Genomic DNA, 14,251 nt, shown 5'->3' with positions numbered 1-14,251 from the left:
AGATTGAAGAGATCAGGGGTAGATGTCGATAGGGATTGGCGTCTTCACCAGAGCCCAGATTTCGTCCATTTCACGGTTGGAGGCCACCGCGATGCAACCATCGGTCCAGTTGGTGCGGCGCAGATGTCTTTCCATATAGGACCACTGGGGCTTGATACCGTGGATCATAATGTCACCGCCGGGACTGACTCCCATTTTGGCTGCCCGTGCACGGTCCTGCTTGTTGGGATAGGACACGTGGATTGAACGGTAAAAGCGGCTGTTGGGATTCTTCCAGTCCAGTGTGTAGCGGCCTTCAGGGGTGCGCTCGTCCCCCTGGCGAACTTTGTGTCCCCTGGGGTTATCCCCAAAAGACACGGTATAGCTTTTCACGACACGGCCGTCCCGTATCAGCTGCATGAGTTTCTTGGACTTATAAACTACGACGTGGTCAACGGGATCAACTTTCGCTGAAGCAAAGATTGGCACCAGCAGGAGCAGGGCAAAGGTCAGGTATCGCATGGTCTTTAAGCAGTTCGGGTAGTTGTCGGTTATTTCGCAATGACACCGCATCCCTGCTGTCTGTCCCCTTTAAAAGGGGGTTATTGTGTGAGCGCAATCCCGTGCCTTCTTATCGATGTACGGCTTGATTTGTTCAAAATTTGCGCTACCGGGTTAATTTATCACCATCTAAGTGGCGTGAAAAGTCACGTCATGAAAAAAGTTAACTTTTATTGGAGGAGGGGGTTAGGCCTTGGCAAAAACCTATTTTATCGCCGGTACTGACACCGAGGTCGGCAAGACATATGTGAGCGCCGCACTGCTATCGGCAGCGGCGGAGGCAGGCTTGCAAACGGCGGCAGTGAAGCCTGTGGCGTCTGGATGCGAGCACACGGATGGTGGCCTGCGCAATGAAGATGCCCTTTTGCTCCAGGAAGCGATGACTCTGAAGCTGCCTTACCAGCAAGTAAACCCCTTTGCCCTGGAGCCCGCTATTGCCCCACATATAGCGGCCGCAGAAATTGGCAAACAGTTAAATGTTGCGCGGATGGCTGGCGTCTGCCGGGGAGTGATGTCTGCAGGGGCCGACCTGGTTTTGATTGAAGGTGCTGGTGGCTGGCGCACCCCGCTGGGCCCAAGAAGCTTCCTTTCACAATTGCCTCGGGAGCTGAATTTACCGGTAATACTGGTGGTGGGTATGCAGCTCGGTTGTATCAACCACGCACTGCTCACCGCTGAAGCGATCCGTCGCGACGGTCTGCCGCTGGCGGGTTGGGTAGCTAATTTCGCCCGTGATGGGATGGCTCGAGCCGATGAGAATCTGCAGACATTGAAGGCCCTACTGCCCGCCCCTCTGCTAGGTACCCTTCCATTCGACACCGCTGCGGACTATCGCAATGGTGCACAATATCTGGATATAACTCCGCTTCTACCTCACTGATCGCTGCAGATGTCGGGCTCGCAAGGGCCCGAGACTGTTGACATTGGGACGCTTCGGCCCTAGATTCAAACGAGCGTTTGAAACACTTGAATGAGGACCGGGAGCATGGCCGACTATAAGGCGCCACTAAGGGAGATGAACTTCCTACTTCACGAGGTATTTGCTGCGGAAAAACTCTGGGCGAAATTGCCCGGGTTGGCTGGAGCGGTAGATCGTGAGACCGCAGATGCGATTCTCGAAGAGATGGCCAAGCTGGCTGCCAACACCCTGGATCCGATCAATCGCACTGGCGACGAAGAGGGCTGCCAGTGGAATGATGGTGTGGTGACCACGCCGAAAGGCTTTAAAGAAGCCTATGCCACCTTCTGTGAAGGTGGTTGGGGTGGACTGCTGGGCAATCCGGAATACGGCGGCATGGGTATGCCGAAAATGCTGGGCGCTCAGGTTGAGGAGATGATCAATGCTTCAAATATCTCTTTTGCACTCTACCCGGTTCTGACTAACGGCGCCTGCTTGGCAATTGATGCCCACGCCAGTGATGAGCTGAAAGAAAAATACCTGCCCAAGATGTATGAAGGCACCTGGGCTGGTGCCATGGGCCTTACCGAGCCTCACGCCGGTACAGACCTGGGTATTATCCGCACCAAGGCTGAGCCCCGTGGCGATGGCAGCTTTAGCATCAGCGGCAGCAAGATCTTTATTACCGGCGGTGACCAGGATCTATCCGAAAATATTATCCACCTGGTATTGGCAAAATTGCCGGACGCGCCCAAGGGGCCGAGAGGCATTTCGCTGTTCCTGGTGCCCAAATACAAGGTGAACGAAGACAACAGCATCGGCGAGCACAACGATGTGAACTGTGGCTCGATCGAGCACAAAATGGGTATCAAGGCCTCCGCTACCTGTGCGATGAACTTCGACGGCGCCCAAGGCTGGCTGGTCGGCGAGGAGAACAAAGGACTCGCGGCCATGTTTACCATGATGAACTACGAGCGCCTGGGTGTTGGTATCCAGGGCCTCGGCGCCTCAGATCGCTCCTATCAAAATGCTGTTGAATACGCTCGCGACCGTATCCAAAGCCGTTCTCCAGCGGGCGCCAAGCAGCCGGAGAAAGCCGCAGACCCCATCATTGTGCACCCGGATGTGCGCCGTATGCTGCTCACCCAAAAAGCTTTGGTGAACGGCGGCCGCGCTCTGTCCACATACGTGGCCAAGTGGTTGGATATTTCCAAGTTCGGCGAGGGTGAAGAGAAAAAGAACGCGGAGAATATGGTTGCCTTGCTGACCCCGGTAGCCAAAGCCTTTACTACCGATATGGGATTGGATTGCACCATCCTCGGTCAGCAGGTCTTCGGTGGCCACGGTTATATCCGCGAATGGGGCCAGGAACAGTTGGTGCGCGATGTGCGTATTACCCAGATCTATGAAGGAACCAATGGTATCCAGGCTCTGGATCTGGTGGGTCGCAAGACTGTAGCTACCGGCGGTGCTCTGTTCGAGTTGTTTGCTGCAGATGTACAGGGCTTTATCGATGCCCAGATTGATCGCGAGGAAATGGCCGAGTTTATCCAGCCGCTTATCGCTGAGATGCAACGCCTGCGTGAAGCAACTGAGAATATGGTTGCCGCCACTCAGCAAGACCCCCACGCACCGGGTGCGGCTTCTGTAGAGTACCTGCACCTGTTCGGCTACGTCGCTTACGCCTTTATGTGGGCGAAAATTGTGTCTGCGGCGCTGCCGAAAGCGGAAGCGGATAGCTTCTACAACGGCCAGATAAAGACAGCGCGCTTCTACTTCGCTCGCCTGTTGCCGCGCACCCAGGCATTGGCCGGCAGTGTCAATGCAGGCAGCGCTAGCTTGATGGACTTGGAGGAAGAGCTGTTCTAACAGCCCCCAAAGAAAGTGTTAAAAAGCCCCGCATCGCGGGGCTTTTTTGTGGAGCTGTAGAAAGCTTTCTCCTAAACTCAGGGCACAAAAATAACGAGCGAAAGTGCCCATGTTAGATCCCTCCGAAAAGAAACTCTCCGATGAAGACCAAGCCAAGGTCGATAAATACCTGCAGTCCGGCATCAACAGTGTCGAACGCAAGCCTTTCCGCCCCTGGGTACTGTTACTCGGCTTGTTAGCGTTATTGACCTTGCTATCGTTGCTGAGCCTGTATATCGCCCAGACAAAAGGTATCGTTTAGCGCGGCGTGGAGCTTCCCAAGTGCTGGAGTAGCTGCCATTCATCACCGGAAACTGGCTGGATAGACAGGCGCCCCTGTTTTACCAGCACCATCTCAGCCAATTGGGGGATGCCTTTGATTTCTGCGAGGGGCACCGGCCGTTGGAACTCACTTCGCCAGCGAATATCGACGCAGTACCAGCGCGGTTTATCCTCGCTGGCCTTGGGGTCAAAGTACTTGCTTTCCGAGTCGAACTGGGCCGGATCGGGGTAGGCAGAGCGAACCACTTCAGCGGTGCCCACAACTGCCGGCACCTTACAGGCACTGTGATAAAACAGCACGCCATCTCCTTCCTTCACCTTATCGCGCAAAAAATTGCGTGCCTGGTAATTGCGGATACCATCCCAGCGACCGCAACCGCTGGATTCGGCAGCGAGGTCCTGGAGGCTGTATTCATCGGGCTCAGATTTAAATAACCAGTAGGTCATGCGGCAGTTTGTCTCTTTGCTGCGCCGGTTGGTGTTTCGCCGGCTTTCGACGCCATTTAGTATGAAGCTGCCGATTAGTGTCAAATCGGCGCATAGATTTTTACCCAATAAGCGGGAGATTATGGGAAGCAAAACACTTCAGTGGCTCTCACAGAAGCTGGCCAGTCGTCGTTCACAGTACTGGGCCCTGCAGCTCTCTGGTTGGGGGGGATATACGCTGTTGACCTTTGTAGGCAGTTTTTTCTGGGTGAATGACCACTGGGTTCACTCTGGCTACATCATAGTTGCCACTACTGCGGGGGTTATTCTCAGCGAGAGCATGCGTTTGGGTTTTCACCGCCTGTGGAGCAAGCCTCCAGCAATGCGATTGCTAGGCTCTTTACTGCTGGTGGTCATGGCGGCGGTGATTTGGGCAGCAATAAAATTCACCGGCTCCCTGTGGCTTTATGGTCACGATGGTGATGAGCACCCGGCACTCCTGGCTATCTACTGGTTCACCTATTCATTTCTGATTCTGATGACCTGGGCGGCGCTCTATTACGGCATCAAGTATTACCGCTCCTCTCAGGCCCAGCAGGAGAAGGCGCTGCGGGCGGAATCAATGGCGCACCAGGCTCAATTAAAAATGCTGCGCTACCAGTTAAACCCGCACTTCCTGTTTAATACGCTCAACGCAATTTCTACTTTGATCCTCGATAATGACGGGCGCACGGCCAACAATATGGTGACGCGCCTGTCCCAATTCTTGCGCCACTCCCTGGATAATGATCCTATGCAGAAGGTCACCCTGGCGAAGGAAGTTGAGGCGCTGATGTTGTACCTGGACATTGAAAAGGTGCGCTTCGCCGATCGCTTAGGGGTGAATTTGGATTTGCAGGGAGAGTCCCCCCAGGCCTTGGTGCCGAGCCTTCTGTTGCAACCGCTGGTTGAAAACGCGATCAAATATGGGATTTCACAGCTGGAGTGGGGCGGTGAGATTGGCATCAAGTCACGGGTTTTCGCCGGCGAATTGTTGTTGGAGGTCAGCGATAACGGTCCCGGCATGTCGGAAGAGGAGCTGCGCCTGATTGGCAAAGGCTACGGAGTGGGTATTCGCAATACCTGTGAGCGCCTTAAGGCCCTTTATGGCGATGACCAGAGAGTGCGTTTCCGCAACCGCCCAGAAGGGGGCTTGTCGGTAAATATTCGTATTCCCTTTGAACAGGAATAAAGAGATGAGTGGAGTAGAGACCCTGAGGGCGATCGTTGTCGATGATGAACCCCTGGCTCGTCGCGGATTGCGGCTGCGCCTGGAGCAGATGGCTGATATCGAGGTAGTTGCAGAGAGCGGCAATGGTCGCGATGCGCTGGAGAAAATACTGGAGCTGAAGCCCGATGTAGCATTTGTGGATATCCAGATGCCCGGCGTAAACGGTTTGCAACTGGTTCAGTTGATTCCGGTGGACTCTCTACCTCATGTAGTTTTTGTCACGGCCTACGACCAGTATGCGGTAGAGGCTTTTGAAATCAATGCGGTGGACTACGTATTAAAACCCATCGAAGAAGAGCGCTTGGAGTTGGCTCTTACCCGAGTCAGGGAACAGAGAGCCAACGCTGATATCGCTAACCAACGAGAGCAATTACTCGAAGCTGTTGCCGATTTGACCAAGGAATCCCCTGATGTGCTGGAGCAGAAGCTGGTTAGCGGGCAATTTGCCGGCAGTGCCTATCCGGACAAAATTGCAGTGAAAGATGCGGGCAAAATAACTTTGGTGCCCTCCAGTGAAATCGACTGGATCGATGCTGCCGGTGATTATATGTGTGTGCACGCTCGGGGTGAGACCCATGTGATGCGTATCACCATGAAAGAACTGGAGCAGCAGTTGGACCCGAAACTTTTCCAGCGCATACATCGTTCGACTATCGTCAATTTAAGCCGGGTAAGGGAAATACGTGCCCATATTAATGGCGAATACCATCTGGTATTAGATAGCGGCGAGTGTTTAAAAATGAGCCGCAGCTATAAAAATAAAGTCCAGCACTTCCTCTGATCTATAAATTTTTTATGGCTCTCAGGTGAGGCAGCAAAGCAGATGGGTTTTCCACTGTAACGCTGCCTCTTAAGGCATGGATTTCATTTTGTGAATTTTTATTTTCTTTCCGGCGAATAAACGGGCTCTTCATGGCCTGATCGAATTTTCCTGGCAACTAGTCGCAACTGCCTTGTAAGGAATTCATATTCCGCTAGCCTTCAATCCCAATAAAAAACTGGGGCTGAAGTAATGGCATTAACACGCGCCGCGTTAAAAAATCCCGCTGCTGCGGGGGTCGCTGTGGTTATGGCTGTTCTGCTTGGAGCTTTCCTCGCCAGCCAGCTGCCGGTTCAACTTTTCCCCGATATCGACAATCCTCGCATTGCTATCCAGGCGGGCTGGAGAGCGGCCGCACCGAAAGAGGTGGAGGCGGAAATTGTCGAGCCGATCGAATCCGTATTACAGGGCCTCACCGGTCTGGAAATGATGCAAGTCAACGCCGGTCGCGGTGGCGCCTGGGCAAATCTGGAATTTGCCATGGGCACCGATATGAACAAGGTGCTGATTGATGTTATCAGTCGTATGAGCAGTCTGCCGCCATTGCCCCGGGATGCGGAGCCACCCCGAGTAATGCTGGGTGGCTGGGGTGGCGATGCCACAGCGCTGACCTATTTCTTTCTGCAAAAATTACCTGATAACCAGAATAACCTGGATGACTACGCTGGCCTGATCGAAGATGTACTGCGCCCGGAGTTGGAGTCGGTGCCCGGGGTTGCCAGTGTCCAGGCCCAGTCTGGGAGTGCGGCACAGGAAGAGTTGCAGATTATTTTTGATCCCTGGAAAGCAGCTGAACTGGGAGTAGAGCTGCCTACAGTGAGTCGGCAGCTGGCGTCGGCCAGGGATGTCTCCGGCGGATTTACCGACGTGGGGCGGCGTCGCTATACCCTGCGCTTTGTCGGCGAGTATGAACCCAAAGACTTATCCGAATTAGTGTTGGAATGGCGCAATGGACAGCCGGTGCGCCTGGGCGATATTGCTGAGGTCAAGGTGGGGCCTTCCGAATCCCGCGGTGTCACTACGCAAAATGGCAACCCAGCAGTTTCCCTCCGTATTAACCGCACCAACAATGCCAATATGCTGGCTACTTTGGAGCGGGTTAAGCAAAAAGTCGCTGAGCTGAATGAAACTAAATTGAAAGCTGAGCAGCTTGTACTGGTGCAATCATTTGATGCATCAGTATTTGTTTATCGGGCTTTAAATCTGCTCGGCGGTAATATGATTTTAGGTATCGTATTAGCTGTCGGAGTGCTCTGGTGGTTTATGCGACGCATGCGTGCGACCTTGATCGTTGCCGCAGCGATTCCAATTTCATTACTTTCGACCTTTGTGGTGCTGTCGGCCGCAGGCCGCAGTGTGAATGTAATTTCTCTGGCGGGACTGGCCTTTGCTACCGGTATGGTGCTCGATGCTGCGATAGTAGTGTTGGAAAATATTGTGCGCCTGAGAGAGAAAGGTCGGGGGGCAGAGGAGGCTGCGGAGCAGGGTGCAGGCCAGGTGTGGGGTGCACTGTTGGCCAGTACTGCGACAACCGTTGCGATATTCCTTCCTGTATTTTTCCTTAACAGTGTCGAAGGGCAGGTCTTCGGTGACCTGGCACTGACTATTGCTGTGGCTGTGGTGTTTTCCCTGTTGGTTGCGGTGGCTGTGGTTCCCCTGGCTGCGCGTCTGTGGCTACCCACTATCTCTACTGAAGACCGTCTCTCCCGAGTGTGGGAAAAAATAACTTCGCGGGTAATGGCTTTGACGAGTACCAGGACCCGCCGTTGGCAGGTGATCGGGGGGCTTTTATTAATGCCCATGGTTGCGACTTATTTATTCTTACCAAACCTGGATTATTTACCGCCGGTAAAAAGAGATGCAGTTGATGTGTGGATGAATTTCCCCGCATCCACTAATACCAAAACTTTAGAAACAGAAATCGTCAACGAGTTGGATAAGCGCATGGCACCCTACATGAGTGGTGAGCGCGAACCAGCCCTGAAGAACTACTACGTGATCACTTGGCCCAATGGCGGCACTATGGGAGTGCGGGTTAAGGATATGGATCAAGCCAAGGAGATGGAGAGAATCCTGCGGGAAGAAATCCTGGTGGATATTCCAGATTTCCAGGGATTCGCCGCGCGGGGTAATCTGTTTGGCCAATTCGGTGGTGACCGCAACATTGCTTTACATCTGCAATCCCGTGATGCCGAAGCATTGATGCGTGCGGCTGCCCTTGGGGTTGAGGTTGTTGAAGAGGTGATGCCGGGAACGCCGGTGCAGACCAACCCAGGCTTATCTTTATCAGAACCTGAATTGACAGTGCGCCCCAATGATCGCGCAATGCTGGAGCAGGGCTGGAATCGCCAGGATATGGGCGGACTGGTTCGAACGCTGGGCAATGGTCTCTATGTCGGCGAGTATTTTGACGGTGAAAAGCGCCTGGATATTATTTTTAAAGCGCAGCCCTGGAGTACTCCAGAACAACTGCAAAATACGCCGTTGGTAACGCCCCGTGGAGAAGTGGTGCCGCTCAGTCAGTTGGCCAGTGTGGAGCGGACTGTGGGGCCGGGCAGTTTGCGCCGGGTCGATGGTCGGCGCACTATTACACTGAATATAGTACCGCCGGAAGATGTGTCCCTTGAAGAGGTGCGCGCACAGCTGGAGGCGGATGTATTGCCGAAGATTCGCGAAGCTCTTCCTGCTGACGGGAGTATTTTGGTGGGAGGAAATGCCAGTGACCTGGATAAGGCGTTGGCTTCGCTTTCCAAGAATTTCCTGTTAGCGCTGCTAATTTTATTCCTGCTGATGAGTGCACTGTTCCGCTCCTTGCGGGATGCCTCTCTGGTACTGCTCACCGTGCCCCTGGCGACAGTGGGCGGCGTGTTGGCGCTACAAATTTTAAACTTGATCGATTTCCAACCACTGGATCTGCTCACCATGATTGGCTTTGTGATATTGCTAGGCCTGGTGGTGAATAATGCTATTTTGCTGGTACACCAGACGCGAGCGGCAGAAATGGCGGGTAGCACTCGGGTGGACGCTGTAGAGCAGGCCTTGCGCCTGCGTTTACGCCCTATTTTTATGAGTACCCTGACCAGTGTATTTGGCATGTTGCCACTGTTGGTTGCTCCCGGTGAGGGCAGTGTTATTTACCGCGGCCTGGCCGCAGTGATTGTGGGCGGCATGGCAGTGAGCACGCTCTTTACCCTGGTTTTATTGCCGGCATTACTGCAAACCGGCAGCCTGCCACTACCCAAATTTACGGCTATGCGTGAAAGGTTTGCCCTGAGGAGTTCACAATGAAGAAATTGCTCGCAGGTATCGTTTTATCTCTGGGCGCTAATAGCGTTTGGGCGCAGGGCGATCCAATTGCGGTATTGGTGGATCGGGCCCAAGTTCGGGAAATTGCTCCGAGCCAGTGGTCTGCAGGTGAGGTGGTGAGCCGACGAGATATCCTGGTTTCTTCTGAACTGGATGGTGTGTTGGAATTTGTCGCTGAACCCGGCAGCTTTATTAAAAAGGGTGAGCGCCTAGCCGAGTTGGACAGTACTCATTGGCGATTACAGCTGCGCAATAGTGACAGCCGTATTGCACAATTGCGTGCGCGGTTGACCTATATGGATGCTCAGTTAAATCGACTGAGTAAGTTGGCGGAAACCAATAGTACCTCCCGAGCCGCATTGGAAGAGCAACAGGCTGAGCGCGAGGCAATGGCTCAGGACCTGATTGCAGCTCAAATTGAGCGCGACCGACGGGCCTATGAATTATCTAAAACAGCCATTGATGCACCCTTTGATACTTTAGTGGTGAGCCGCGAATTACAGGCGGGAGAATATGTGCGCACCGGTTCGGAATTACTGCGAGCCCTGGATATGTCACAGATGGAAGTGGAGGCGGATATTCCCCTGACGGCCCTGCCGCTGATTCGCATCGGTGACACAGTGGCGCTGCGCAGTGATTCTGTCTCTCTGCCGGGAGAGGCTCGGGTGGATGATCAATTATTTAGCGGACGGGTACGCCAATTTGTGCCTGTGGCAAGCGATCGCTCCCGGCGAGTTAAGCTGATGGTAACTTTGCCACAGAGTGCGCCGGAGCAGTGGGACTGGATTGTCGGTATGCCGGTACAGGTCTCTGTGCCCATTGCGCAGGCGCAGGCCACCATGTCTGTGCCAAGGGATGCCTTGGTTTTAAGAAATGGCGATACCTTCGTATATCGAGTGGGCGAGGAGGATAAGGCTGAGCGATTATCTGTGCGTATCGGCAGTGGCGATGGTGAATGGGTGTCGGTAAGCGGTGATCTCACCAAGGGCGATCGTGTGATAGTGCGTGGTGCTGAGCGCTTGCAGCCTGGACAGGAAGTTAAAGTGCTGTCGGAAGTGGTGCGAGATAAAGAGCCATTACAGGCGGGCAGTGGCTAATTCCTGATTTTCCCTGAAGGCCTTCTGATCAAATACAGGGTGACTCGCTGCTTGTGATCGCCCTGGCCCTCCTGATCTTTCGCCAAGCAATGATGTTCCCTCCCCATCCAAACTATTTGTGGGTACATCAATTAAATAATAATCATTCTCATTGACTGACGTATATTTCTTCAAATATCATCCGCTCCGTTTATGGTGCCCCTGCACCGTTCACTGATTTGGAATGAGGTTTTAGCCGATGAAAATTAACGGCTTAATGAAGAAAAAAGCGCTGTCAGCCTGGGTTGCTGCCGCCGTGCTCGCCCCGCTGGGAAGTTCTGCTTGGTCTGCTGAAACCATGGAAGAAGTCAGTGTCTACGGAGAGCAGGAGGAGACCAGTACTGCCTCTCGCCTAAGCCTATCTGTTTACGATACTCCGCAAACGGTAACAACTGTATCCCAGGCTCAAATCCAGGACTTTGCCCTACAGGATATTAATGAGCTGCTGAAATATACCCCTGGGGTAACCGTAGAGAACGTAGAGACGGATCGTACTTATTACACTGCTCGTGGCTTTGATATTGTGAACTTCCAATACGATGGTATCGGTGTTCCCTTTTCCTCTGGTTTATCCCATGGGCATCAAGACACAGCGATATTTGATCAGGTTGAAGTGGTGAAGGGCGCAGCAGCTCTGACCACAGGTCTGGCTAACCCCTCCGCGACGGTTAACTTTATCCGCAAGCGTCCGACAGAAGAGTTCAAGGCGGGTGTAGACCTGGTTGTCGGTGAAGAGGGACGTTTGCGCACCCAGGGAGATATCTCAGGTTCTATCAGCGATAACGTCCGAGGACGGTTGGTGGTTGCAGAGGATCAGGCTGACTCTTATCTTGACCGCTACGAAACTGACGGCAGTGTCTACTACGGTATTGTGGAAGTAGATTTGACTGATTTCACCATCCTGACCTTAGGCCACAGCCAAAATCGCAGTGAAGCCGATGGCAGTATGTCTGGTGCCCTGCCACTTTTCTATACCAATGGCAGCGCTACCGATTACGATGTTTCCACAAGTACGGCACCAGACTGGGCTTTCCGCAATGTAGACAGAATCCAGACTTTTGTTGAACTGAAGCAGGATCTTTCCGCAAACTGGTCCGTCACTGCATTACTGACCCAGAATGAAATCGATATGGATGTCGAGGAGATGTATGTCTACGGTACTCCAGACAGAGAGACCGAACTGGGTTTATATGGATATGCATTTGGCTACAAGTTGGATGAAAAGCAGAAGATTGCGGATGTATTCCTGTCAGGAACCTACAATTTGTTCGGCCGCGATCACGAATTGGTGGTGGGTGCCAACTATGCAGATATCGAACTAACCGGCCAGTCTTTCTACAGCTACTCCGACGGTTATCCGGTTCTTGGCAGTGACTGGGCTAATGGCACAACGGCGCGGCCTGACTTTGTTGATTTTGATCCTCATGAAGATGGCCACGAAGACGATCAAGAACACAAGTCCCTGTACTTTGCCACTCGTTTGAATATTACCGACAGCCTGTCTTTATTGGCCGGCGCACGCAAAATGGAAGTGGAACAATCCGGCTACAATTATGGTGTTGATGCTGACACTTCGGCGGATGAAACTGTTCCCTATGTAGGGGCCACTTTTGATTTGAACGATAGTTTCTCATTCTACGGTAGCTATACTGAAGTCTTTACCCCGCAGTCTTGGGTTAACCCTGAATTTAAACCACTGGGCGCCGCAGAGGGAGATAGTTCCGAGGTGGGGTTTAAGTACACCCTTGCGGGTGGACAAGCAACGGCTAGTGTTGGGCTATTTGAATCCAACCTGAATAATCTCGGTGAATACCTAGATAAGGTTGATGGAAAGAATGTTTACGAGAGTGGTGATTTCACTACAAAGGGCGTTGAGCTGGAGCTAATCGGTTCAATTACCGAGAATTTCAATGTTAGTTTTGGCCTTACTCACTTAAGTGAAGTAGTCAATAAAGACGGTGAGGAAGATCGCACTTATATTCCGCGCAACACCCTGAAGGTGGCCGTAGCTTACGATTTACCTCAAGTCCAAGGCTTGAAGTTCGGCGGCGGTATTAATTGGCAGGATGATATATACATTGAGCCTGTCGAGGGTGTTCGTGTAGAGCAGGATAGCTATGCGTTGCTCAGCGCCTTTGCCAAGTACGATATTTCTGATGCTTTAACGGTTGGCCTCAATATTGATAACCTGACCAACGAGAAATATATCAATAGCCTCTATTGGACCCAGGGCTATTACGGCGCTCCGCGTCAGGCACAGTTGAGTGTGAGCTGGCGCTACTAAGGCGCTTAGTTAACTCCGTTGCAGTTTAACCCGGTACTTGTGCCGGGTTTTCTGTTTTTTAGTTTTAGGTAAATGTTATGCGTCAAACCCTGGTTCTTTTACATCGTTACCTGGGGCTTGCTACTGCGGTCTTCCTGATAGTCACCGGGCTAACCGGCGCTATTATCTCCTGGGATCACGAACTGGATGAGTGGCTTAATCCCCACTTATATAAAACTACTTCCAGCGGCGAACCCTTAGCCTCTATCGAGTTGGCAGAACGGCTTGAAGAGTCCTTGCCGCAAGTCCAAATATCCTATTTTGAATTGGTACAGGAGCCTGGGCATACCCAGTATTTCTGGGTAGAGCCTCGAATTGACCCGGCTACCGGTAAATTCTTTGCGGTGGATTATAACCAGGTATTTGTCGATCCGACCAATGGGGAAATTATTGGTAAGCGCGAGTGGGGACGTGTCTGGCCAATAACAACTGAAACCCTGATGTCGTTTTTGTACAAGCTGCATTACAGTTTTCATATACCCGAATTTTGGGGCACTGATCACTGGGGGATTTGGCTGCTGGGCGTTATTGCACTGGTATGGACAATCGATTGCTTTGTGGGGCTAGCGGTGACTTTACCTCGTCGCAAGAAATCCACCCGAAAGCCATCTCGGACTTGGTGGCAGCGATGGAAGCCCGCATGGATGATTAAGGCCGGCGCTGGGCGTGCCAGGCTCACATTTGATTTACATCGTGCGTTCAGCCTGTGGACCTGGGCGTTGCTGCTGACAATTGCATTTACGGCCTTCTCACTGAATCTCTATCGAGAAGTGTTTTTTCCTCTGATGTCGCTGGTATCAGATGTGACTCCGTCGCCCTTGGAAGAGCGCACACCCAACGATCACAGCAATCCAATTACCCCCTCGTTGTCTTTTGGGGATATAGCCGCGATTGGAGAAAACCAAGCTGCGCAGATTGGCTGGCAACAACCGCTGAATTCCCTATGGTATGCCCGGGAGTGGGGGATATATCGGGCTGAATTTTTTGATGCCAGCGCAGGGCATGGTGCCGGAGGTGTTGGTCACAAGGCTCTATTTTTTGATGGCCACAGCGGCGAATATCTCGGAGACTTTATCCCCTGGGAAGGGACGGCAGCAGACTTATTTGTACAGGCGCAATTTCCAGTGCATTCCGGTAGGATCCTCGGTCTCCCTGGTCGCATACTGATTTCAATTATGGGGGTGGTGATTGCGATGTTGAGTGTGACTGGAGTTTTAATCTGGTTACGTAAACGTCGTGTGGCAGTCAGTAGTCGGATGGATAGCAGGTCTCCCTTGCCGAATACAGCTGTATAATTCTATTGGTTAGACCAGTGGTAATTGGAGCAATTTAATGGCGCTCT

At 52.5% G+C, this 14,251-nt stretch carries 11 protein-coding genes; 9 read left to right on the top strand and 2 right to left on the bottom strand.

Annotated features, from left to right (window positions below):
- Window positions 1-12: 12 nt before the first annotated feature.
- Window positions 13-552, bottom strand: coding sequence for a L,D-transpeptidase family protein (locus ACJJIN_RS15880; protein WP_413664192.1), 540 nt, complete (start codon window positions 550-552; stop codon window positions 13-15).
- Window positions 553-733: 181 nt separating this feature from the next.
- Between ACJJIN_RS15880 and bioD the strand changes: the two genes are divergently transcribed.
- From bioD to ACJJIN_RS15865, 3 genes are all read left to right on the top strand, one after another.
- Window positions 734-1,420, top strand: a complete 687-nt coding sequence (gene bioD / locus ACJJIN_RS15875) for a dethiobiotin synthase (RefSeq protein WP_444895357.1) — start codon at window positions 734-736, stop codon at window positions 1,418-1,420.
- Window positions 1,421-1,525: 105 nt separating this feature from the next.
- Window positions 1,526-3,307 carry an acyl-CoA dehydrogenase C-terminal domain-containing protein gene (locus tag ACJJIN_RS15870; protein ID WP_444895356.1) on the top strand — a complete coding sequence of 594 codons (1,782 nt, stop codon included), beginning with the start codon at window positions 1,526-1,528 and terminating at the stop codon, window positions 3,305-3,307.
- A 109-nt stretch (window positions 3,308-3,416) separates the two neighbouring features.
- Entirely contained in the window at window positions 3,417-3,608 is a 192-nt protein-coding gene (locus ACJJIN_RS15865) for a DUF3094 family protein (RefSeq protein WP_413664201.1), read from the top strand.
- On the opposite strand, the gene ACJJIN_RS15860 is transcribed toward ACJJIN_RS15865, so the two are convergent.
- On the bottom strand, window positions 3,605-4,075 hold the full coding sequence (locus tag ACJJIN_RS15860) for an EVE domain-containing protein (protein ID WP_444895355.1): 471 nt from the start codon (window positions 4,073-4,075) through the stop codon (window positions 3,605-3,607). The genes ACJJIN_RS15865 and ACJJIN_RS15860 overlap by 4 nt on opposite strands.
- A 121-nt stretch (window positions 4,076-4,196) precedes the next feature.
- Between ACJJIN_RS15860 and ACJJIN_RS15855 the strand changes: the two genes are divergently transcribed.
- From ACJJIN_RS15855 to ACJJIN_RS15830, 6 genes are all read left to right on the top strand, one after another.
- Entirely contained in the window at window positions 4,197-5,285 is a 1,089-nt protein-coding gene (locus tag ACJJIN_RS15855) for a sensor histidine kinase (RefSeq protein ID WP_444895354.1), read from the top strand.
- A gap of 4 nt (window positions 5,286-5,289) precedes the next feature.
- Window positions 5,290-6,105: a LytR/AlgR family response regulator transcription factor gene (locus ACJJIN_RS15850; protein ID WP_444895353.1), complete on the top strand. Its 816-nt coding sequence runs from the start codon at window positions 5,290-5,292 to the stop codon at window positions 6,103-6,105.
- 231 nt (window positions 6,106-6,336) lie between these two features.
- The gene (locus ACJJIN_RS15845) at window positions 6,337-9,432 is read left to right on the top strand and encodes an efflux RND transporter permease subunit (RefSeq protein WP_444895352.1); all 3,096 of its coding nucleotides are present in this window, start codon (window positions 6,337-6,339) and stop codon (window positions 9,430-9,432) included.
- Window positions 9,429-10,547 (top strand): efflux RND transporter periplasmic adaptor subunit, encoded by a 1,119-nt coding sequence (locus ACJJIN_RS15840; RefSeq protein WP_444895351.1) that lies wholly within the window; start codon window positions 9,429-9,431, stop codon window positions 10,545-10,547. The genes ACJJIN_RS15845 and ACJJIN_RS15840 overlap by 4 nt, the downstream gene beginning before the upstream one ends.
- Before the next feature lie 238 nt (window positions 10,548-10,785).
- Window positions 10,786-12,870 carry a TonB-dependent siderophore receptor gene (locus ACJJIN_RS15835; protein ID WP_444895350.1) on the top strand — a complete coding sequence of 695 codons (2,085 nt, stop codon included), beginning with the start codon at window positions 10,786-10,788 and terminating at the stop codon, window positions 12,868-12,870.
- Window positions 12,871-12,947: 77 nt separating this feature from the next.
- Window positions 12,948-14,204 (top strand): PepSY-associated TM helix domain-containing protein, encoded by a 1,257-nt coding sequence (locus ACJJIN_RS15830; RefSeq protein ID WP_444895349.1) that lies wholly within the window; start codon window positions 12,948-12,950, stop codon window positions 14,202-14,204.
- The last annotated feature ends 47 nt before the right edge of the window (window positions 14,205-14,251 follow it).

It is taken from the genome of Microbulbifer maximicatervae (SeqCode) (genome assembly GCF_052467505.1).
Note: the sequence above shows the minus strand (reverse complement) of the source record. Positions and strands in the feature narration are given on the sequence as shown.

Coding starts and splice junctions, on each gene's coding strand:
- ACJJIN_RS15860 (WP_444895355.1), bottom strand. CDS start 4,075: ATGACCTACTGGTTATTTAAATCTGAGCCCGATGAATACAGCCTCCAG.
- ACJJIN_RS15835 (WP_444895350.1), top strand. CDS start 10,786: ATGAAAATTAACGGCTTAATGAAGAAAAAAGCGCTGTCAGCCTGGGTT.
- ACJJIN_RS15850 (WP_444895353.1), top strand. CDS start 5,290: ATGAGTGGAGTAGAGACCCTGAGGGCGATCGTTGTCGATGATGAACCC.
- ACJJIN_RS15840 (WP_444895351.1), top strand. CDS start 9,429: ATGAAGAAATTGCTCGCAGGTATCGTTTTATCTCTGGGCGCTAATAGC.
- ACJJIN_RS15880 (WP_413664192.1), bottom strand. CDS start 552: ATGCGGTGTCATTGCGAAATAACCGACAACTACCCGAACTGCTTAAAG.
- ACJJIN_RS15855 (WP_444895354.1), top strand. CDS start 4,197: ATGGGAAGCAAAACACTTCAGTGGCTCTCACAGAAGCTGGCCAGTCGT.
- ACJJIN_RS15865 (WP_413664201.1), top strand. CDS start 3,417: ATGTTAGATCCCTCCGAAAAGAAACTCTCCGATGAAGACCAAGCCAAG.
- ACJJIN_RS15845 (WP_444895352.1), top strand. CDS start 6,337: ATGGCATTAACACGCGCCGCGTTAAAAAATCCCGCTGCTGCGGGGGTC.
- ACJJIN_RS15870 (WP_444895356.1), top strand. CDS start 1,526: ATGGCCGACTATAAGGCGCCACTAAGGGAGATGAACTTCCTACTTCAC.
- ACJJIN_RS15830 (WP_444895349.1), top strand. CDS start 12,948: ATGCGTCAAACCCTGGTTCTTTTACATCGTTACCTGGGGCTTGCTACT.